Origin of the sequence: Streptomyces sp. NPDC058335 (genome assembly GCF_042723915.1) — a bacterium.
Taxonomy (GTDB): Bacteria; Actinomycetota; Actinomycetes; order Streptomycetales; family Streptomycetaceae; genus Streptomyces.
Map to the genome: position 1 here is coordinate 1 of NZ_JBHXHX010000008.1, position 20,290 is coordinate 20,290.

General features: G+C 72.1%; 20 protein-coding genes. 7 read left to right on the forward strand and 13 right to left on the reverse strand.

Annotation, left to right across the window (positions count from 1 at the left end; all coding sequences use genetic code 11):
• Together ACFWJX_RS16810 and grpE are read left to right on the forward strand one after the other, a co-directional pair.
• Positions 1-513: Hsp70 family protein (locus ACFWJX_RS16810; RefSeq protein ID WP_383243004.1), on the forward strand; the 513-nt coding region annotated here is incomplete at its 5' end.
• A complete protein-coding gene (grpE, locus tag ACFWJX_RS16815) occupies positions 510-1,088 on the forward strand; it encodes a nucleotide exchange factor GrpE (protein WP_383243007.1) in 579 nt (192 codons plus the stop codon). The genes ACFWJX_RS16810 and grpE, both read left to right, overlap by 4 nt.
• A gap of 20 nt (positions 1,089-1,108) precedes the next feature.
• Here grpE and ACFWJX_RS16820 read toward each other — a convergent pair whose 3' ends face one another.
• The 7 genes from ACFWJX_RS16820 to ACFWJX_RS16850 form a co-directional block, all read right to left on the reverse strand.
• The gene (locus ACFWJX_RS16820; RefSeq protein WP_383243010.1) at positions 1,109-1,549 is read right to left on the reverse strand and encodes a hypothetical protein; all 441 of its coding nucleotides are present in this window, start codon (positions 1,547-1,549) and stop codon (positions 1,109-1,111) included.
• Positions 1,550-1,939: 390 nt separating this feature from the next.
• Entirely contained in the window at positions 1,940-2,599 is a 660-nt protein-coding gene (locus ACFWJX_RS16825) for a tryptophan 2,3-dioxygenase family protein (RefSeq protein ID WP_383243013.1), read from the reverse strand.
• 661 nt (positions 2,600-3,260) lie between these two features.
• Positions 3,261-4,004, reverse strand: a complete 744-nt coding sequence (locus tag ACFWJX_RS16830) for an SOS response-associated peptidase (protein ID WP_383243016.1) — start codon at positions 4,002-4,004, stop codon at positions 3,261-3,263.
• Between the two features lie 191 nt (positions 4,005-4,195).
• Positions 4,196-4,399 carry a cold-shock protein gene (locus ACFWJX_RS16835; protein WP_073491490.1) on the reverse strand — a complete coding sequence of 68 codons (204 nt, stop codon included), beginning with the start codon at positions 4,397-4,399 and terminating at the stop codon, positions 4,196-4,198.
• 241 nt (positions 4,400-4,640) lie between these two features.
• Entirely contained in the window at positions 4,641-5,615 is a 975-nt protein-coding gene (locus ACFWJX_RS16840) for an NAD(P)-dependent alcohol dehydrogenase (RefSeq protein WP_383243019.1), read from the reverse strand.
• Positions 5,612-5,848, reverse strand: a complete 237-nt coding sequence (locus ACFWJX_RS16845; RefSeq protein ID WP_383243023.1) for a helix-turn-helix transcriptional regulator — start codon at positions 5,846-5,848, stop codon at positions 5,612-5,614. Before ACFWJX_RS16845 ends, ACFWJX_RS16840 begins: the two co-directional genes overlap by 4 nt.
• The gene (locus ACFWJX_RS16850; RefSeq protein WP_383243025.1) at positions 5,845-6,273 is read right to left on the reverse strand and encodes a hypothetical protein; all 429 of its coding nucleotides are present in this window, start codon (positions 6,271-6,273) and stop codon (positions 5,845-5,847) included. Before ACFWJX_RS16850 ends, ACFWJX_RS16845 begins: the two co-directional genes overlap by 4 nt.
• A 725-nt stretch (positions 6,274-6,998) precedes the next feature.
• On the opposite strand from ACFWJX_RS16850, the gene ACFWJX_RS16855 reads away from it, so the two are divergent.
• Complete coding sequence (locus ACFWJX_RS16855; RefSeq protein WP_383243028.1) at positions 6,999-7,403, forward strand: ChaB family protein; 405 nt, start codon at positions 6,999-7,001, stop codon at positions 7,401-7,403.
• 99 nt (positions 7,404-7,502) lie between these two features.
• Here the strand turns inward: ACFWJX_RS16855 and ACFWJX_RS16860 are convergent, their stop codons facing one another.
• The 3 genes from ACFWJX_RS16860 to ACFWJX_RS16870 form a co-directional block, all read right to left on the reverse strand.
• On the reverse strand, positions 7,503-8,066 hold the full coding sequence (locus ACFWJX_RS16860) for a hemerythrin domain-containing protein (RefSeq protein ID WP_383243031.1): 564 nt from the start codon (positions 8,064-8,066) through the stop codon (positions 7,503-7,505).
• Positions 8,067-8,250: 184 nt separating this feature from the next.
• Entirely contained in the window at positions 8,251-8,568 is a 318-nt protein-coding gene (locus ACFWJX_RS16865) for a DUF2795 domain-containing protein (RefSeq protein WP_383243034.1), read from the reverse strand.
• A 178-nt stretch (positions 8,569-8,746) separates the two neighbouring features.
• Positions 8,747-9,898, reverse strand: coding sequence for a Vms1/Ankzf1 family peptidyl-tRNA hydrolase (locus ACFWJX_RS16870; protein ID WP_383244000.1), 1,152 nt, complete (start codon positions 9,896-9,898; stop codon positions 8,747-8,749).
• A 209-nt stretch (positions 9,899-10,107) separates the two neighbouring features.
• Between ACFWJX_RS16870 and ACFWJX_RS16875 the strand changes: the two genes are divergently transcribed.
• Positions 10,108-10,476: a hypothetical protein gene (locus tag ACFWJX_RS16875; RefSeq protein WP_383243037.1), complete on the forward strand. Its 369-nt coding sequence runs from the start codon at positions 10,108-10,110 to the stop codon at positions 10,474-10,476.
• A gap of 67 nt (positions 10,477-10,543) precedes the next feature.
• Here ACFWJX_RS16875 and ACFWJX_RS16880 read toward each other — a convergent pair whose 3' ends face one another.
• Positions 10,544-11,014 carry an AAA family ATPase gene (locus ACFWJX_RS16880; protein WP_383243039.1) on the reverse strand — a complete coding sequence of 157 codons (471 nt, stop codon included), beginning with the start codon at positions 11,012-11,014 and terminating at the stop codon, positions 10,544-10,546.
• A gap of 194 nt (positions 11,015-11,208) precedes the next feature.
• Here ACFWJX_RS16880 and ACFWJX_RS16885 point away from each other — a divergent pair, with 194 nt between their 5' ends.
• The 3 genes from ACFWJX_RS16885 (at position 11,209) to ACFWJX_RS16895 (ending at position 14,900) form a co-directional block, all read left to right on the forward strand.
• A complete protein-coding gene (locus ACFWJX_RS16885; RefSeq protein WP_383243042.1) occupies positions 11,209-12,381 on the forward strand; it encodes a polysaccharide pyruvyl transferase family protein in 1,173 nt (390 codons plus the stop codon).
• A 34-nt stretch (positions 12,382-12,415) separates the two neighbouring features.
• Positions 12,416-13,825, forward strand: a complete 1,410-nt coding sequence (locus ACFWJX_RS16890) for an FAD-dependent oxidoreductase (RefSeq protein WP_383243045.1) — start codon at positions 12,416-12,418, stop codon at positions 13,823-13,825.
• A gap of 583 nt (positions 13,826-14,408) precedes the next feature.
• A complete protein-coding gene (locus tag ACFWJX_RS16895) occupies positions 14,409-14,900 on the forward strand; it encodes an NUDIX hydrolase (RefSeq protein WP_383243048.1) in 492 nt (163 codons plus the stop codon).
• A gap of 193 nt (positions 14,901-15,093) precedes the next feature.
• Here ACFWJX_RS16895 and ACFWJX_RS16900 read toward each other — a convergent pair whose 3' ends face one another.
• Positions 15,094-17,571: a beta-glucosidase gene (locus tag ACFWJX_RS16900; RefSeq protein WP_383243051.1), complete on the reverse strand. Its 2,478-nt coding sequence runs from the start codon at positions 17,569-17,571 to the stop codon at positions 15,094-15,096.
• Positions 17,572-17,690: 119 nt separating this feature from the next.
• Entirely contained in the window at positions 17,691-20,255 is a 2,565-nt protein-coding gene (locus ACFWJX_RS16905; RefSeq protein ID WP_383243054.1) for a family 78 glycoside hydrolase catalytic domain, read from the reverse strand.
• Positions 20,256-20,290 lie beyond the last annotated feature (35 nt).

The window sequence follows — 20,290 nt, forward strand, 5'->3', positions numbered from 1 at the left end:
GCCAACGGCATCATGCACGTCACGGCCAAGGACCTCGGCACCGGCAAGGAGCAGAAGATGACCGTCACCGGCGGCTCCTCGCTGCCGAAGGACGACATCGACCGCATGATGCGGGAGGCCGAGCAGCATGCCGAGGAGGACCGGCGCCGGCGTGAGGCCGCCGAGACCCTCAACCACGCCGAGCAGGTCGCCTACCAGACCGAGAAGCTGCTCACCGACAACGCCGACAAGATCCCCACGGAGGTGAGGAGCGAGGTCGACAGCGCGCTGGCGGAACTGAAGCAGGCGCTGCGGGAGGAGCCGGGTGACGGCGATCGGACCGCCGTCCTGCGGCAGGCCGCCGACAAGGTCACCGCCGCCGCGCAGAAGGTCGGTACCGCCATGTACGCCCAGGCGCAGGCCCAGGGTCAGGGGGCGCAGGCAGGCGGCGGGGATGGTGGGGCAGAGCAGAACGAGGAGGTCGTCGACGCGGAGATCGTCGACGAGGACAAGCGGCAGGAGGGCACCGGATGACCCGTCCCACCGGCACCGACCGTCCCGGCGAGCGCGCGCTGACCGTCGTCCGGGACCGGCCCCAGAACGCTGTCGGGCTCGAGCCCCGTCGTCGCGCGGAACTCGAGCCCGCCCGGCAGACCGGTACGGCCCGCGACGACAGCGACACGTTGCGCGCCCGGCTGCGGGAGCAGGCGGCGGAACTGCGCCGGGTGAAGGACGAGTACGACAGCTACCGTCAGCGGGTCCGCCGGGAGCGCCGCTCGGTGGGCGGCGTCGCGGTCGCCAACGTACTCACCGGTCTCCTGCCGGTCCTCGACGCCGTCGACGAGGCCCGTAGGCACAAAGACGTCACCGGCGGTTTCCAGCAGGTCGTCGACCTGCTGGAAAGCCAACTGACCGCTCTGGGCCTGGAGTCCTTCGGCGCACCCGGCGACCCCTTCGATCCCGCCCGGCACGAAGCCGTCTCCTACCACTGCACCGACCAGGTCGAACGGCCCACGTGCTCGGTGGTCCTGCGGGCCGGCTACCGCGTCGGCGAACACCTCCTGCGGCCCGCCGCGGTGGAGGTGGCCGGACCGCCGACCCTTCCGTGAGACCGCGGTCGCGCGGCGGGCTAGCAGGAGGTCTCGTCGACCCACCCCCAGATGAGGGTCCCCCGGGCCGAGTAGCAGAGCGTGGCGTCCGGTTCGGCGGTCGGGAAGTGGCGTTCGTCGAAGGGCGAACCGGCCGGGTACTTGTACCAGTAGATGCTCACGTCGCGGGCGTCGCCCGGCGCGCGCATCGGTCCGGCGGTGGCTCCGGCGGAGCAACCGCTGCCCGTGTGGTCCACGTTCCCGGCGGCGTCCGTCCACCACAGCTCGACGTGCAGGATGAACGCCGCGCCGCAGTAGGTGTAGAACGTCATGTCGCCCACGGCGGCCTGCTGGGCGGCCGCGGCCTTCGTCGACGTCGGTGTCGACGCCTCCGCCGCCGCGGGCAACGCGGCGAGGGCCGCGGCGGCGAACAGGGCGGTGAGGCTGCGGCCGAGCTTGGTCCTGAACGGGGTTGGGGACATCGGATCCTCCGAGGACAGCAGGCATGTGTCGCGGCACTACGGCGCGTCGGATGCCTGGGGTGCGGGCGCTGAGCCCGATCAACACGGAACGTATGGATCCGGTGACGCCACGGTCACTACCCGTGTCGGGAAAGATCGATTCTCCAGCTCCCGAGCCCACCCTCGCGAGTGAGCGCACGCCGTGGCACGCGCAAGGGGCGCACGCTCCCGGCCCGGTCGTGCGGCTCGTCGGTCAGTCGGCGGTCTCCGCCGGATCGGCCCGTTGGGAGTCGTCGGCCGGCGCGGCCGTTCGGGGTCGTCGTCGGTGGCGTCGTCGTGGGTGGGGCCCAGCCGGCCAGGAGGTCGAGGGCTCCTAGCGGGGTGAGGCGGTTCGGCCGTGGCGGCCCCTGCTCACTCCTCCTCACCGTCTTCAGGGTGAGCGCCTTGGTGCAGCACCTCGGGGTCGATGCGGGAACGCAGGTAGTCGACGCCGTCCGTCCCGCCCGTGCCGGCGGTGTCGCCGATCATCCGCTCCACCAGGCGCAGATGCCGCAGCTTCCACCGTTGGGCGGACGTGCGCAGTTGCTCCAGAGGGCCTGCGACCTCTGCCGTCCGGGCATGGGCGGGCAGGCCGCAGTCCGGGGAGTCGATCTGGTGGAGCAGCGCCGCGAACTGAAGGGACTGCCCGCCGCTCGCCTCGCCGAGCAGCGGGCGGAAAGCATGAAACTGCGCGGGCGTGAGGCTGTCCAGCAGACCGAGCAGATGCTCCAGCTGGTCCAGCAACTCCCGCACGCGCCGCAGCGCGTCGACGACCGGGCACCGCCCGCCTGTCCGGGCGGGCGCCTCTCGGGCCTGCCACAGCTCGACCAGCGCATGCGAGAGCAGCAGCTCGGCTGCCTGGTGCACGACGATGAACAGGTGCTCGTCCCGCCATTGCGCCGTCCGCCACTGCGCCGTCCGCACGGCGGGAGACAGCGGTTCCTGGAGTGCCAGCAGCTCCGGCAGCCGCAGGTACGCGGCGTACGGGTTGCTCGACGCGGCTTGCTTCGCTGCTTCGAATGGCGGCTGCATCACGTGCCCTGGAGGAGTCGGGATCGGCGCGCCGACGGCGCGAGGGGCCATCGTCATCCGACCAGGTTCCGTCGGTGGGCCGCAGAGCGAACTGGTCCGATCGGGTGACGCTCCGCTCCGGAAGCGGGCGGCGGCCGGTACCTGCCGAACCTGACCGAGGCGGGACGCGAGGAGATGCTGTGTCGGCTGAGAGAGCCCGCCGAGCCCGTGATCACCGACTTCTCGCGCTGGTTCACCTTCTACGGAGACCGGTATCGGAGCATCCCATGCTCGCGTCCTGGTACGACGAACACGGCCCGGCCACCGACGTACTGCACGTCAGCGAGCTGCCGGCCCCCGCCCCCGGTCCGACGCCGTCGTCGCCAACGGCGCGGTCATCGCCGCGTACGCCACCCGCCCGACCGCACCGGGGTCCCGCTCTGGCCTCTGCTGTTCGACAACGTCACCCTGCGTCTGAGTGAGCGCGCCGACGACGGCCGCGGCGGTCAGGCCGCGGGCCGCCTGCCATCGGCGACCGTTTCCCGCCCCGCCGGCATCGCCAAGGCCCACGACCGTGGCCGACGCCGGCGGACGCGGCCGCGTCCTGATCGACGTCCCCGACTGACCGTCCTCGGCCGAGACCGGTGCCCTCTGCGCGGACAGGCACGGGCCGCGCCGGTGGCTACGGCGTGACGGGGTCCAGGAGGTGTGGTCCGTTGTTGTGGACGTTGTTGACGGCCGGTGAGACGGGCCGGACGTCGAGGTGTCCGTCCGCGGGCCGGCCCAGCAGGGAGCGCAGTTCGTCGGGGTCCTGGTGGGCGGGGTCGAGCCACGCGTCGTAGTGGTCGTCGGTGAGTGCGAGCGGCATGCGCGGGTGCACGCGGCCGGCCGCGTCCGTGGCGTCGGTGGTGATGACGGTGCAGGTCATCAGCCAGGCGGCGGGGTCGTCGTCCCGCTTCACCCGCGGGTCGCGCCAGTACTCGTACAGGCCCGCGAGGGCCATGACCTGACCGTCCTCGGGGTGGATGAAGTACGGCTGCTTGCGCGTCCTGCCCGTGTCTTCGGCCTTGACCTGCTGCCACTCGTAGAAACCGTCCGCGGGCAGGAGGCAGCGGCGCCGGGTGAACGCGCGGCGGAAGGCGGGCTTCTCGTGCAGGGTCTCCACCCTGGCGTTGATCATCCGTGCGCCGGTCCTCACGTCCTTGGCCCACGACGGCACCAGGCCCCACCGCAGCGGCCGCAGCTCCCGCCTCACCGGCGCGGCGTCGTCCTCGCCGCGCGGTGTGCGTTCGAGGACGGCCCATACGTCGTCGGTCGGGGCGACGTTCCAGCTCGGCGCGAGCGTCTCCTCGACACGTAGCTCGTCGACGCGGAAGTGCTGGACGAGGTCCTCGGGACTGCGGGTGGAAGCGTAACGACCGCACATGTAGTCCACTGTCCCACCGGGCCGTTCCTTTCGGGCGCCGGGGAGGGCGAGGGCACGTCCGGTAGGGGAACGGCGCGTTCAGTGGTGCACGGGACGCAGAAAAGAGCCGGCGCCCGGAAGGCACCGGCTCTTTTCTGTCACGTCGGCGACGGCAGGCCGCTCGGGCCTGCGCGTGTGCCTACCTCGTGTGCTTACAGGGGGCGGACGCGCGAAGCCTGCGGGCCCTTCGGGCCCTGCACGATGTCGAACTCCACCTGCTGGTTCTCCTCCAGGCTACGGAAGCCGGAGCTGTCGATCTCCGAGTAGTGCACGAAGACGTCCGGCCCGCCGTCGGCCTGGGCGATGAAGCCGAAGCCCTTCTCGGCGTTGAACCACTTGACGGTTCCCTGAGTCATTGCTGCTCCTTACAGGGGCTGGGTTGGGTAGCCCACACCGTGTGAGTACCCGGCCGGTTAACGACGCGGCTGCTCCAGCACAACCTGGAAAACAAGCTTCGCGCCCGCAACATCGTTCTCTGCGAGCATGCGACTGGCACAAACACACAAGTAAAACTGCGACCGGCTTCTACAACCAGATTACCGCCGGAATCATTCCAGCTCACGTCCACCGCCCCCGTCGGCGTGGTCCTCGAGCGGCTCAGACGGTGAGTACGAGCTTGCCGCGCGTGTGGCCCTTCCCCCAGTGACGGATCGCGTCGGCCGCCTCGGCGAGAGGGTACGTCCGGTCGACCACCGGAGTGACCTGGCCGGCCGCGATGTAGTCGGCCAACGGCTCGAGGACGTCCCGCGTGGGCTCCTTCACGAAGGGCGCGCGCAGGTTCTGGCGTACGAACGGGGACAGTGCCAGTGCCCCCAGGGCGCGGTGCAGACCGCCGAGCCAGCGCCCTCCCCCTTCGCCTCCGACGATGACGAGGGTTCCCCGCGGGGTGAGGGCGCGCCGGAGGTGGGACAGCGGGCGGTTGCCCGCCGTGTCGAGGATGAGGTCGTAGCGGCGGCCGTCGGCGGCGAGGTCGTCGCGGGTGTAGTCGATGACGTGATCCGCCCCCAGCGAGCGGACCAGTTCGACCTTGTCGGTGCCGCAGACGCCGGTGACCTCCGCCTCGAACACCTTGGCCAGCTGTACGGCGTACGTCCCCACGCCTCCGCCGGCTCCGATGACCAGAACCTTCTGCCCCGGCTGGACACGGCCCTGCTCCCGCAGCGAGTGCAGTGCGGTGAAGGCGGAGATCGGCACGGCCGCGGCCTGCTCGAAGCCGACGTTCGGCGGCTTCGCCGCCAGTCTGTCCTCCCGAGTGCACGCGTACTCCGCGAAGGAGCCCTCGCAGGTGCCGAAGACCTCGTCGCCGGGCCGGAACCGGGTCACGTTCCGTCCGACCGCCTCGACGGTGCCGGCCACGTCCCAGCCGCGTATTTGGAGCTTGGGTCTGCGAAGGCCGAAGCCCATGATGCGTATCGGGTACGGCAGGCCCGTCATGAGGTGCCAGACGCTCGGATCCACCCCGGCCGCGCGCACCCGGACGAGCACGTCGTCGTCACCGGCCACCGGCTTGTCGATGTCCCTCAGCTCCAGCACCTCGGCGGGGCCGTAGACGTCCTGGACGATCGCCTTCATGCGGTGTCTCCTTCTTCTTCGTCCACGTATTGGAAGACCTTGTCGAGCGAGACGCCGAACACGCGGGCGATCTGGAAGGCCATCTCCAAGGAGGGCGAGTAGCGGCCCTTCTCGATGGCGATGACGGTCTGCCGGGTCACGCCGATCCGGTCGGCCAGTTCCGCCTGGGTCATCTCTCCCTGCGCGAACCGCAGGGCCCTGATCGAGTTGGTGACCTTGGTCGGCTCCCTCACCAAGGCTGGAATCCCCAGCGGTAGGCGGCGATCTTCGCCGCGCATCCGAGGATCGCCGAGAGAGTGAACCCCGCGTAGACCACATTGGCGATCCAGAAGGGGTCCGCCTCGGCCAGTGCCAGGACCAGGGCCGCCACCCCGCCGATGACGACGAACGACTGCCCGATGTACTCACCGAACCGGTGGATCTCCCGGTCTCGCTGGTCCCTCGTCCTGGCGCCCTTGGGCGCACCGATCGAGACGACGATGCTCAGCACGATCGACGCCCCGATCGAGACGCCGACCGACCACAGCAACGGCGACGCGTACGCCACGTCGGCCACGGGCGTGCCGGCGGCCCGTCCCAGCACGACGGTGAGGTAGGCCGCATAGGTACCGACAGCGAGGATCCCGATGATCCACGCGCGCTTCTCTTCGTGTGTCACACGAGGAATGTAAAGCAGATCAGACATCAGGTAAAGCATTTTTGACATGAGCCGCCGGATCGGTGTGCGGTACTCGGCCTACGTCGGCCCCTCCGCCACCGTCTGCGGCGCGGTCGTGCTCGGCGAGCGGGCTCGCGTGCTGCACGGCGCCGTGCTGACCGCCAGGGACGGGGAGATCCGAATCGGCGTCGGCAGCGTCGTGACGGAGCACGCGCTCGTCCGCGGGCGGTCCGGGCATCTGGGCCTGGCCGGGCACCCTGTACGGAGTCCCCCGCGACACACCGATGCGCGACATCATGGCCCGGCAGAGCGCCTACTAGGGCGCCCACCGGGAGGACCGCGTACTCGACGGCGACGGCACTGGCGAGGTCGAGCAGGTGCCGCTTCCGGGGCCGGCCCGAGCGCGACCCCGGGGTGGTCACCCGGTCCGGCAGCACCCCGTCACCGGTCGTCGCAGGGTGGCCGTGGACCTGCTGAGTGGCGTCGGCTTCGATCCCGCCGCCCTCGGCTGCGGGCCCTCGGGCGCCCTCCGTCACAGCCCAGCTGACCCCCGGGAGAGGCTCAGTGTGATGACCGTGCGGGTTCGGCGTGGTGTTCGTCGTCTGGTGTGGGGCGTAGGGCCACGAACCGTCGTCGAGGGCGAGGGCGGTCAGCGGAAACTGGGTACCGCGGCGCCGTTACGGGAACCCGGTCGGAGGGCGGCCGTACCCGAGAAGGTGAGTCACATGCCCGGACGACAGGAGCTGCCGTCGACCCTCGAACGCTCCTCGCAGGAGGCCCAGCGCACCTGGATCAAGGCCCATGACTCGGCCGTCGACCAGTACGGGGAGGGCGAGCGGGCACACCGGGTCGCCTACGGCGCGCTCAAGCACACGCACGAGAAGGTGGGCGACCACTGGGAGCGCAAGGAGGGGGGCCGCAAGGGCCCCTCGGACCCGCGGTCGGCCCGCCCCCGCCAGCAGGGCGGACGCAGCGGAGAGGGCGTCGACGAGCAGGCCACGAAGGAGCATCTCTACGCTCTCGCGCGGCGACTGGACATCGAGGGACGATCACGGATGTCGAAGCCCGAACTGCTCGACGCGATCCGCAAGGCCAACCGGTCCCGCACCCGCGAAGCGCGTACGAGTTGACTCCGCGTACGCGGACGGCGCGCCACCTCCATGTCGGGTGGCGCGCCGTGCTTCGCGACGACGACCGGACCGCTCAGACATGTCGACGGAGGGCCCCGGTCACCCCTGCTTTCCGCGCCCGGAGAGCATGTCGCGCAGGCGGTCGACCATGCCGGTGCCGGGGGCGAGGAGTTTGTTGGCGGGCGGGGTGTCCGGCGCGGACGGGTGCGGGCGGGTGGGGGCGTTCTTCTTGGCCGCACGGACCTTCTCGCCCAGGTCCTCCAGGGCGGTGCCGGAGCAGACCTCGGCCAGCATCGGGAAGAGCCGGTTCTCCTCGCCGCTGACGTGCGCGGTGACGGAGTTCCTCAGCTCCGTGATCAGCGCGTCGAAGCGGCCGTCACCGGGCTGGCAGCCTTCGAGCTCCTTGAGCATGCGCTCGACCTCGGCGTGCTCGGCGATCTCCTCGTCGGCGAGGTCGTCCCCGTCGTCGACGTACCGGCGCACCGTCGGGTACAGGTGCTCCTCCTCGGCCACCGAGTGGCGGACCAGTTCCATGGTGAGCCGGTCGGCCAGTTCGCGTCGCTGCGGGTCGGCCGCCGGCAGCGCCTCGATCTGCTCGAAGAGGGCGTCCACCTCGCGGTGGTCCGCGGTCAGTTCCTGGATGACGTCTCCGCCGTGTCCCATGGGTTCTCCACTCCTTGTCGTGCTGAAGCCGGGTACCGACCGGCCGTCCCTCGCGCGTGCGGAGGCGCCGTCCTCCTCCGGCGGAGGCGGGGACGGCCGCTGTTCCCCGAGCGCCCCGCCCGCTCGGCACCCAGGACCTATCCCTCCCCCGCGCGCTCCCGCTACCTCACGATGCTCCGACCCTTCACTCCGGCGGCCGACAGGATCGTTCGCGGCAGGTGTCCGCCGGACTCACCCGGTGTGGCCGGAACGGAGCGCGTCGACGATCTCGGTCACGTCGGTGTACCGGCCGCCGTCCGTCGGGCAGCCGGCGCGCGGCCTCCGGCACGGGCTCGGGAGCGTGGTGCGCCTCCAGGCCGTCCAGCACGGTCCGCCGGTCGGCAGGGAAGGCGGTTCGTTCGAGGTGGCGCGCGAGTTCGCCGCGCAGGGTGTTCGCCTCGGTCTCCGCCCGGACCCGTTCACGTTCCTCGCCGGGCGGGGGCACCGGTCCGCCCGGGTCCACGCGGATGTCGTCGTCCGCGGGCGGCTCGGGCTCGTAGGCCTCCTCCGCGTGAGTGGGCCTGCCGGCCCCGCAACTGGCCTTCCAGTTCGTGCTTCAGCTCGTCGTCCTTTCGGGGACTGACGGGGTTGCTGCCTCGCTCCACCATCTCCACCTTTCCCCTCCTCGGTGTGCGCCGTCGTCACGCGGGGGCCGGCTCGTAGGTCCAGCGCAGCAGTGCGCCCAGGCCGCCCGTCGGCACGTCAGCACCGTTCCCGTCCTCGTCCGACGGAGGGACGACCAGTACGTCGGCGGCGGTGACGGCCGCGGCCCGCAGCAGCGCGTCGTCGGCGCGTACCGGCATCGGTTCGCTCTCCCCCAGGGTCTGCGCCTCGGTACGGCGCACCGCCACCTGATCGGGGTCGGCGCCGGCCCATGTCTCGCGGGCCAGGTCCGCCCCGTCGGGCCGGATGAGCAGCGTGTCGACGCGGTGCTCCCGGACGGCCTCCACCAGTGCCGGAACGCCCTCGACGGCGTCCGTCGGCTTGTCGGCCACGCCCACCCGTCCGGCGCGGAAACGGTCGAGTGCTTCCTCGACGAGACGACGCTGGTGCTGCCGGCGGGCCTGCTCGACGGCCTCTTCCAGGGCAGGGGAGGAGGAGCCCGCGGCACGGCCACCGTGCTCCGTCTGCGTCGTCACCTCGCGAACGGCTTCGGGCAGCCGTTCCCGTACGGCGGACCGTTCACGGGGGTCGCCGACCAGGACGACCAGGTCGGCGCCGGACTCCTCGTACGCCGTCTTCAGGGCTTCGGCGATCTCGGCGGCGTTCTGCTCCCAGGTGTTCTCGACCTTGAGCTGGAAGTGCCGCTCGGACCAGTCCGCCGTGGCCGTACGGTGAATCGGGTGCTGCCGCCCTTCGACCTGCCCGGCGTCCTGCGGTCCGGCCGCGCCACGGCGTTCGAAGTCGGCGCCGGTCCGGTCGATGTAGGCGACCAGGCAGACCGGGTCCTGGCTGGACAGTTCCAGCAGCGGTGTCAGCCGGGGCAGCGGGGCCCAACTGGCGATCTGCCGCTGCGGCGGCCGGGAGAGCCGATGGCTGAGCACGACCTCCCCTCCGGCGGCGAAGACCACCCGGCCCGACGGGTCCTCGGCGGGGCCGACGTCCATGAGGGCATCGCGCACCGCCTGGACGGTCGCCGCGTCGGCGCCCTCGTCCTCCAGGGTCCGGCAGGCTTCCCGTACGGACAGCTCCCGGCGTTTGGCCCCGGACTCGTCGTTCTGGGCGGGGTCGAAGTACACGGTGGCCCACGGGCCACGACGGTCGAACAGTGGTGTCAGGAATGACAGCTGCAGGCTTCCTCCTTATTCGTCCCGTTCCCGGGCCGGGTGCCCGGAGGACGTCGAGGGACACCCGGTGACTCGGCGGCTTCGCCGTCCGGGACGCACGCGGGGGCCGCCGCCATGACATACGGCACCGGCGCGTACACCGTCGGCGGCGCCTCGCATCACGCGCCCCGGACGGGGTAGTCCGGATAGGAACCGATCGACCGCGGAGGGGATGGATGACCGTGACGATGTTTCACGTACTCGAACAGGACGTGCTCGTCATCACGGTGCACGAAGACCCCGGCATCAGCGGGCGGGCCGCTCTGCTCGCCGAGATCGGTGATCTGATCGAGGGGCACATGCCGGCTTCCGTCGTCATCGTCCTGCATGAAGCGGCGGCGACGGAGGCGGCGGTCGGCGTGGTCCTCCGGGCGCACCGCCTCTGCAGCCGTCTCGGGCTGGTGATGTCCGTGGCCACCCACAGCGCCCCCGCGCGACGCCTGCTCGACGAGGCCAACGCCGACACCACCGGGATCCGCCTGATCATTCACGCCCGCGCCGACATCGCCATCGCCACGGCCACCGCACTGACCACGGCCGCGTGAAGCCCGCGCCCTCCGGCGCCGTACGTCAGGAACGCTCCGTCGTGTGCCCGGGTTCCGGTCCGGATCCTCAGGGGCGGACCTCGAAGCCGCCGCGGCCGTCGAACCGCACTTCGCGCACCTCGTCGAACCCGTCCGCCGGTGACGGCTTGCGCAGCCGCTTCAGCGTGGCCAGGACGCCGACGTCCGGGACGCGCGCGCGGCCTTCGCGGGCCGCGTTGCGGCGCAGCGAGCCCGCCACGTCCGGCGGGAACCAGTAGGCCGTGACCGTCGCCCCGCGGGCGTGGGCCAGTTCCACCAGCGGGCCCCACTCCTGCGGCGACGGGTTGGTGTTGTCCACCGCCACCGCCCGCCCGGCCGCCAGGTGGTCCTCCACCAGGCGCATCTGCCGCTGCTGCCTGTTCTTTGCGCCGCGGGGGAGCAGGTCCTTGCTGACCAGCGCGTACCGGTCGGAAAGGCACCGCGTGTAGAACGTGGACTTGCCGGAGGCCTGAAGCCCGACCAGCACGGCCACGTCCACTGTGCCCGCCATGACAGCCATGACCGCCACGATGGCACGCGGCCGACGGACGGGCGAAATCTCGCGGCGAGACGGGTCCGGCCCGCCGGATTCCGGCCGGGCGGCCGCGGCACGGTACAGAAGCATCAAAACGGGCACCTGGCAGGGGTTCGCCCTCCGGCTTCGCGTACTCGAGCTGGAGGAGTACGGCCAGTGGACGTGGTAAGGGGTCGGTCATGGGCGGTGCAGAGAGGGTGACCGTAGGCGTACTGGGCTCCTACGGGGGCCGGAACGTGGGCGACGAGGCTCTCCTCACCGCCCTGCTGGACCGTGTGCGGGCCGGGCGGCCGGAGGCGCACCTCGTCGTCTTCTCCCGCGATCCCGAGCACACCCGCCGGGTCCATCCGGACGTCGAGGTCGTCCGCTGGGAGGGCGTGTGCCGGGAGGGCATCTCCCAGCATCTGCGCCGACTGAGCGTGCTCGTGCTCGGCGGGGGCGGCATCCTGTACGACACCGAGGCACGTCGCTATCTGCGGATGGCCCGGACCGCCCAGGATCTGGGGGTGCCCGTCTTCACCTATGCGGTGGGCGCCGGTCCGCTCACCGATGAGGCGGACTGTGTGTGGGTCCGTGCGGCGCTCTCCGACGCGGTCCAGGTGACGGTCCGCGACGAGGAGTCCAAGCTGGTCCTCGAGGAGGCCGGACTCACCCGGCCCATCACCGTCACCGCCGATCCGGCGCTGCTGCTCGAGCCCGGCGACAGCGGTGGGGCGCTGCTGCGGGCGGAGGCCGTGCCGCCCGGGGTACGGCTGGTGGGGATGAGCGTGCGCGAACCGGGGCGCGCGGCCGAGCACCTGGACGAACAGGGGTACCACCAACTCCTCGCCAGTGTGGGGGACTTCCTCGTCCACCGGCTCGACGCCCACGTCGTCTTCGTGTCGATGGAACGCGGTGACATCCGGCACGCGCACGCCGTGGCGTCCCGTATGGCGGCGGCGGACCACTGCACGGTGCTGCACGGCGACCACGGGCCGCAGCAGGTCCTCGACATCGTCAGCCGACTGGACCTGGCCGTCGGCATGAGGCTGCACTTCCTGATCTTCGCCGCGCTGGCGGGCATCCCGCTGCTGCCCCTGCCGTACGCGGGCAAGGTCTTCGACTTCGCCGAGCAGATCGGCGCGCCCGCCCTGCGCGGTGTGGTCAGGGAGACGACAGGACTGCTGCTGGCGGAGGTGGACCGTCTGTGGGACGAGCGGCCCTCGCGGCTGGCCGACACCGCCGCCCGCACGGCGTCGATGCGGTCACGGGCGGCCCAGACCGCCGACCGGCTGCTCGCCTGTCTGGACGACATCGCACCACGCCACGCCGTCCACCGTGGCACGCCGGTGCCCGCGGCCGTCGCCGGCTGACGCCCGCGGCCACAGGTCTCCGAGGGAGCCGAACATGTCCTACCTGAAGCCGCCCCGCACCCCCAGGAGCGTGGAACTCCCGCCACGCCAGGCCTTGCACGCCGGGTCCACGCAGGTGCTGGTGGTCGGCGGTGGTCCGGCCGGCATCGGCGCGGCCCTCGGGGCCGCGAACGCCGGAGCGGAGGTGATCCTCGTCGAGCGGTACGGGTTCCTCGGCGGCAATGCCACCGCGGCCCTGGTGATGCCGCTGATGAGTTTCCACAACGAGGTGAAGCAGGCCGTGCCCGGTGATACCGGACGCCTGCTGCCGCCCGACCACGGCGAGGGCGAGCCGGTCGTCGGCGGGGTGCTGTGGGTACTCCTCGAGCAGCTCGTGCGCGCGGGAGCGGCGATCCGGCCCTCGCTCGAAACCGGTTACACGGTGCCTTTCGACGCGGAACTCTTCAAGCTGGTGGCGTACGACCTGTTGGAGAACCACGAGGTGCGTACGCTGCTGCACGCGTTCGCCTCCGGCGTCCTCGGCCTGCCGGATCGGACGCGTGCGGTGTTCGAGACCAAGTCGGGGCCGCTCGTCATCGACGCGGACGTGATCGTCGACTGCACCGGGGACGGCGACATCGCCGCGGCGGCCGGGGCGGCGTACGACATCGGGCGGCCGGAGGACGGCTGGACCCAGCCCATGACGCTGATGTTCCGCATGGTCCGCTTCGACCAGGAGGAGTTCACCTCCTACACCCATGCCAACCCGGACCAGTGGAGGGGCGTGCACGGGCTGTGGGATTTGGTCCGCGCGGCCACGGACGCCGGGGAACTGGATCTGCCGCGCGAGGACGTGCTCTTCTTCGCCACCCCCAACCCCGGGGAGCTGGCCGTCAATTCCACCCGTGTCACCGAGGCGCTCGGCACGAGCGTCTGGGACCTCACCCGCGCCGAGTTCACGGCTCACCGTCAGATGGCGCAGATCGCCCGCTTCCTGCGCGACCGGGTGCCGGGCTTCGCCGATTCCTACGTCGTGCAGAGCGGCGTCCAGGTCGGTGTGCGGGAGACGCGCCGGATCGTGGGCGAGTACCGGCTGACGGGCGAAGACGTGCTCACGGCCCGCCAGTTCGGCGACGCCGTCGCCCGCGGCGCCTACCCGGTGGACATCCACAACCCGAGCGGCCGCGGCACCACGCTCAAGCGGCTGCCGCGCGGCGAGTCGTACGACATTCCCCTGCGCTGTCTCCTCCCCCGCGGGCTGGACCGGATCCTGGTCGCGGGCCGCTGCATCTCCGGCGACCATGTGGCCCACTCCTCCTACCGCGTCATGCCGATCTCCATGGCCACGGGACAGGCGGCGGGCGTCTGCGCGGCCCTCGCGGCGACGCGGGGCCGGCAGCCGCGGGACGTCCCGGCGAGCGCGGTCCAGCGAGAACTCCGGTCGCAGGGGGCCAACCTCCGCTGACGTCACCACATGGCCGACTCGGCGGTACGGTCGTCGTGGGTCCGCGGGAGGTCAGGACCTCGTCGACGTGCTCCTCGGCCCGGGCGGTGACCAGCTGGACGCCCGGCCCCAACGAGCGGCCCGGCGGCGTCAGTTCGTCCTCCACTCGCGGCGGGAAGGACGGCACTCGGGCGGCGGACGCGAGCGACACCGACAGCGTCGCGCGGCCGGCCACGACGCGGTGGTGCCGGCGGTGACGCCACCCCACGACGGCAGCGAGGCCACCGAGTCGCTCCTGGAGGTGGGGCGCGCCGCGCCGGACGGCGTGCGCAGGGCGGGGATACGGCGCCTGGTCGTGGTCGGCGGGCTCGCCCTCGTCGCCGAGCGCCTGGCCGTCCGGAGCACGCCCTGGCCGACGCGGTTCCCGGAACGCGGCTGGAACGCGGCGGCCCCGTTCGGGCCGCCCAGGCGGTATCGACGTACGCCTGGACGCCGGGAGGAGCCCCGTGATCAGCGTCCGGGACGGTGCCATCGCGAGGGTGCATGTCTTCCTCGACGCGCCTCAGGGTGAATCGGAGGGCTCGGGCCGGGGAAGGATGTCCAGGTGTCCGAAGCCTCTGCCAGACCCTTGGCGTTCGACAGCCGGGGCAGCCTGCTGGTCTCCTTCACGCGGGGTGAAGAAGGCGTGTTTCCCGGCGATGCCCCCATGCCCATGGCCCTGACGGCTCTGTGGCACCAGGACGAGGTCGTCATGGTGCACGACCGCTATCGGGACAGCTGGGAGTTGCCCGGTGGCATGCTCGAACCGGGTGAGACTCCTCGGCAGGCGGCCGTCCGGGAACTGTTCGAGGAGTGTGGGCAGGACGCCCACGGGCCGCTGGTGTACGTGGGTCACGCCGGATTCCTGGTGGCGCCAGACCGCCGTGCCGAATACGGCGCCCTGTTCACCGGCCGCGCCCTTCACCGCCAGGCTTTCGAGGGCGACCAGGAGATCAGCGAGGCTCGCTGGTGGGATCTCGAGTCCCCGCTGCCCGGCCGCGTTTCGGGCATCGACGTGTACCTCGCTCGGCTCACCCGCGGCGTGGTTCCGGACTGAGCGCCGCCGCTTCGGTCCCGCGCTTCGGTTTCCCGCTTGCGGCCGGCCCACCAGCACACCATCTTCGTCCACGTCGACACGTGGGGCGACCTGCCCCGTGCCGAGAAACTCGCCGCGTACCTCGGCGGCACCGTGCTGGGGGAGGTTCGGTCCGGCTGGTGGGTCGGCCACGCCGATGACGGGCGGCCCCGCGTCAGTGGACCGGCACGGCTCGCTGGGCGGTGATGTCGCGGGAGCTGCGGGCCGTGGCGATGGTGTAGGTCCCGGGTACGAGCGTCCAGGTGCCCGACTTCCACACGGTCAGGTCCTGTGCCGGGACGGTCAGGGTGATCCGTGTGGAGGCCGCTGGGGCGAGGGTCACCTTGCGGAAGGCGACGAGGCGGCGCGGTTCGGCCGCGGCGGGGGCCGGCAGGCCGGCGTAGACCTGGACGACCTCGGTGCCCTCCCGCGAGCCGGAGTTGGTGACGGTGACGGCCACGCGCACGCTCTTGGAGGCGCTGTCGTACGCCGCTTCGAGGGAGCCGTGGGCGAACGTGGTGTACGACAGGCCGTGGCCGAACGGGAAGTGTGGCCGCTGTCCCTTGCTGTCGTAGTAGCGGTAACCGATGGCGGTGCCCTCGTCGTAGGAGACGGCGCCGCCGGTGCCGGGGTAGGTCGCCGCCGTGGTGCCCGGTCCCTGGCCGGCGTCGGCGGGGAAGGTGACAGGAAGGCGGCCGGAGGGGTCGCTGTCGCCGAAGAGGACGGCGGCGAGGGCCGTACCCATGCCGCGGCCGCCGTACCAGGCCTGGAGCACGGCTTCCACGTCGGACGACCATGGGGTGGCCACGGCGCCGTCGGTGTTGAGGACGACGATCGTGCGCGGATTGACCGCGGCCACGGCGGTGATCAGGCCGTTCTGGTCGCCGGGCAGGTCAAGTCCTTCGTGGTCCATGTCCTCGCCGGCGACCCGGTTGACGAACACGACGGCCGCGTCGGCGGTGCGCGCCGCCTCCACGGCGGCGGGGATCAGGGAGTCGGGCTGCCAGCCGAGGGTGAGACCGCAGGTGCCGGCGTCGGTGGTGGCGTTGGTGTAGGTCAGCTCGACGGTGACGGCGCGGCCCGCCGTCAGGTCGCTGACGCCCTGGAGGGGGTAGTCGTAGGGGCCGAGGAAGAAGCGGCGGCTGTGCCGGGTGCCCGAGACGACCGTCGCGCCGTCGATCTTCAAGGCGGCGGTTCCGGCCGGCAGCAAGGAGAAGCGGTGCGGGCCCGTGGTGGTGGGGACGAGGGTGCCGGTCCACCGCGCCGACCACACGTCCGGCAGACCGTCGAGCGGGGCGGAGGTGAAGTCGACCGTCGGGTCCGTGCGGGTGGTGAGCGGGGTGCCGGAGGCGTCGGGGCCCGCGTGGTAGGAGGCGGTCAGCCCGGACGCTCCGGTGCTGTCGCGCAGTACGGCCGACGGGACCGGTGGCAGGGGCAGGTCTCCCAAGGTGCCCTGCGCGTGGGTGACGTGGAGGGAGGTGCCGGCCCGGCCGCGGATCGCCTGCAAGGGGGTGGTCCAGGTGCCGGGATCGACGTAGGCCGAGCCGGCGACTCCGGTGAGGGCGTCGGGGCCGGCGGGGCCGATGACGGCGAGCGACTTCAGCGACGTCGGCAGGGGCAGCGCGGCGGAGCGGTTGACGAGGAGCACGGTGGAGGCGACCGCGGCTTCGTGGGCGAGGTCCTGGTGTTCCCGGGTGCTCACGTTGTCGGCCGGTGCGGGGAGGGGGTGGTCGAAGAGGCCGTTCGCGAACATGGTGACGAGGATGCGGCGGGCCGCGTCGTCCAGCCGTGCCGCTGGTATCGCGCCGCCGGTGAGCGCGCCCGCGGGGATCTTCACGCCGGCGGGGCCGAGGCCGGCGAGGTCCATGCCGGCGCGGGCGGCGGCGACCTGGTCGTCGCCCGCCCAGAAGTCCGGCACGGTGTGGCCCTGGAGGCCGATGCTCTTCTTCAGGTCGTCGAACAGGGCGGGGCTCTGGGTCGCGAACGTTCCGTTGATCTTCGGGTAGGCCATCATGACGGAGGTGGCCGGGGCGGCGGCGACCACGCGGCGGAAGGGCGCCCCGTAGATCTCGTGCAGGGCGCGGTCGGAGACCCTGGTGTCGGTGAAGAAGCGGTTGGTCTCCTGCGTGTAGGCGGCGAAGTGCTTGACGGTGGCGGCCACGTGCCGGCTCTGCATGCCGACGGTGAGCGCCGCGCCCAGCCGGCCGGCCAGCAGCGGGTCCTCTCCCATGCCCTCGGCCTGACGGCCGAAGTGCCAGGTCCGGGTGAGGTCGACGGTGGGTCCGAGCAGGTTGTTGTAGCCCTTGCCCCGGCCCTCCGCGCCGATCGCACGGCCGATCCGGCCCGCCAGCTCCTCGTCGAACGTCGCCGCCTGCGCCACCGGCACCGGGAAGGCGGTCACGCCCCGCTCACCTCTCAGACCCGCCGACGCGTCAGCCATGGACAGCGCCGGGATGTCCAGGTGGGCGACGGCCGCGAAGTCGCACCGTACGAGGGCCTCCTTCTCGGCGGCCGTCATACGGGCGAGCAGCGCGGCGGCCCGGTGCTGAGCCGCCGTGCGGGCCGCGGCGACCGCCCGGTCGCTCATGACGGGGGCCATGGTCATGGTCAGGGCGGTGACGGTGGCGGCCGAGAGGAAGGTTCGTCTGTTCACAGCGGCTCTCCGGAAGCAGGTGGCGGCTGTTCGACGGCCGCCGGCGGAAGGGGAGAAGGGGACCGGCCGAAAGTCGGGTTTCCGGCCCGCCCCGGCTGATGGGGGTCGGAAATGGCAGGTCAGGCTGCCTCTGTGGAGATCTCCGCCGTCTCCAGGACGTGCTCGCCCGGTCCCAGGGCGACCGGCGCTCGGCCGGGGAGTTCGGCGGTGGCGGTGCAGCCTTCCGGGACGGTGATGCGGGCCGTCAGCCCGGTGGCTGTCAGTTCCCAGGACAGCGACACCGTTCCGTACGGCGATTCGTGGCGGGTGCGGGCCCAGGTGATGCCGCCGCCGGGGCGCGGCCGGAAGGAGATGGTCCGGTATCCGGGTGCGGTGGCGGTGATGCCTCCGACGACGCGGTGCAGCCAGTCGGCGACCGCGCCCAGGGCGTAGTGGTTGAAGGACGTCATGCCGCCGGGGTTGAGGGTGCCGTCGGGGCGGAGGCTGTCCCAGCGTTCCCAGACGGTCGTCGCCCCCTGGGTGACCGGGTAGAGCCACGACGGGCATTCGGTCTGCGTGAGCAGCCGGTAGGCGACGTCCAGGTGGCCGGTGTCGGTGAGGGCGTCGCAGATCAGCGGCGTGCCCACGAAACCGGTCGCGATGCGGGCGTCGTCCTCGGTGACGAGCTGGGCCAGTCGGTCGCCGGCCGGCTGCCGCTGGCGCGGAGTCAGCAGGCCGAAGGCGAGGGCGAGGGCGTAGGCAGTGGGGCTGTCGCTGGTCATACGGCCGGTCGGCAGGACGTAGCGGCGCCGGAAGGCGTCGGCCACCTCGTCGGCGAGCGTCGTGTAGCGCGCGGCATCCGTGTGGTTGGCCAACTCGGCGGCGGCCAGCGCGAGATGGCGGGACGAGTGGGCGAAGTAGGCGGTGGCGACGAGGTAGCGGTCGGTGCGTCCGGCCGCCGGGTCGTCGGGCGGGGCGGCCGGGTCGAGCCAGTCTCCGAGTTGAACTCCGGTGTCCCACAGGCGGGTCGGGCCGGCGAGGCGTTCCACGAGGTCGACCCATGCCTTCGCCATGGGGTAGTGGCGGTGGAGCAGTTCCAGGTCGCCGAAGCGCTGGAACAGCGTCCAGGGGGTGAGGGTGGCGACGTCTCCCCAGGCGGCTCCGGGGTGGATCGGCGTCCACATCGGCTCGCCCGGGATGACGGGGACGTACCAGGGGACGGTGCCGTCGGGGAGTTGTTCCAGGCCGACGTCGGTGAGCCAGGAGTCGAGCAGACCGGCGCAGTCGTAGAGGTAGCTCGCGGTGGGGGCGAAGACCTGGATGTCGCCGGTCCAGCCGAGGCGTTCGTCGCGCTGTGGGCAGTCTGTGGGGAGGTCGACGAAGTTGCCGCGCATGCTCCACACGACGTTCTCGTGGAGGCGGTCGACCAGGGGGTCGCTGCACTCGAACCAGCCGGTGCGGCGCATGTCCGTGTGGTACACCCGTGCGGTCACCGCGTCGGCGGTCAACTCACCGGGGCAGCCGGTGACTTCGGCGTAGCGGAAGCCGTGCAGGGTGAAGCGGGGTTCCCAGGCGAGCGGTCCGCGGCCGGCGAGGATCAGGGTGTCGGTGGCGTAGGCCTCGCGCAGCGGTCCGGTGGCCAGTTCGCCGTCCTGGAGGACCTCGGCGTGCCGGAGGGTGAGGGTGGTGCCGGCCGGGCCGTCGACGGTGATGTGGAGGCGGCCGACCAGGTTCTGGCCGAAGTCGAGCAGGTGGCGGCCGTCGTCGGTGCGGGTGATGGTGACCGGGGCGATCTCCTGGGTGCGGCGCACCGGCGGTCCGAGGGGGGCGACGAGGGTGCGGGGGTCGCGGTTTCGCACGGCGACCGGGGTGCCGTCCCAACTGGCTTGTGGGGTCGCCCAGTTCGGGTCGTCCAGGCGGGCGTCGAAGGTCTCGCCCTCGTACAGGCCGCTGGTGAGGATCGGTCCGGGGGCTGCGCTCCAGGTTCCGTCCGTGGCGACCACCGTGGTCGTGCCGTCGTCGTAGGTCACTTCCAGCTGGGCGATGAGGGACTGATCGGTGCCGTAGATGTTGCGGGTGCCGCCGTCGAAGCCGTACTTGCCCCGGTACCAGCCGTCGCCGAGCCAGGCGCCGATGGTGTTGGCGCCGCGGCCGAGGTGGGCGGTGACGTCGTGGGTGCGGTAGCGAAGGCGGTGCGGGTAGACGGTCCAGCCGGGGGCGAGGATCTCGTCGCCGACGCGGCGTCCGTTGATCTCCACCTCGTACAGGCCGTGCGCGGTGACATAGAGGCGGGCGCGTGCGACGGGCCGGTCGAGGCGGAAGTCCTTGCGGACGCGGGCCGGTCGGCGTTGCGCCTCCGGGTCCTCGTCCCAGCCGGCGCCCACCGGTACCGCCTGCCAGTCGGCGGGTTCGAGGAGTCCGGCCTCGACGGCGCGCGGCTCGCTCCAAGCCGTCGGCTCACCGGCGGCCGGTGTCCAGACGCGGACCCGGACGGTGGCGCGTTCCCGCGAGGACAGTGGCGGGCCGGGCCAGGCCACGAGCACCTGGTCGCGGCCGGCGACCCGGCCGGTGCGGTGGACGCGGTCCGGGCGGGCGACTTCCAGTTCGTACGCCTCCTGGGGGCCGGCGCCCGATGGCAGGGTCCAGGTCAGGCGGGGGGCGGGGGCGCCGATGCCGAGGCCGTCCGTGAGGTGTTCGAAGGACACCGGGGAGGGCTGAGGGGGGAGCAAAGGGAACCTTT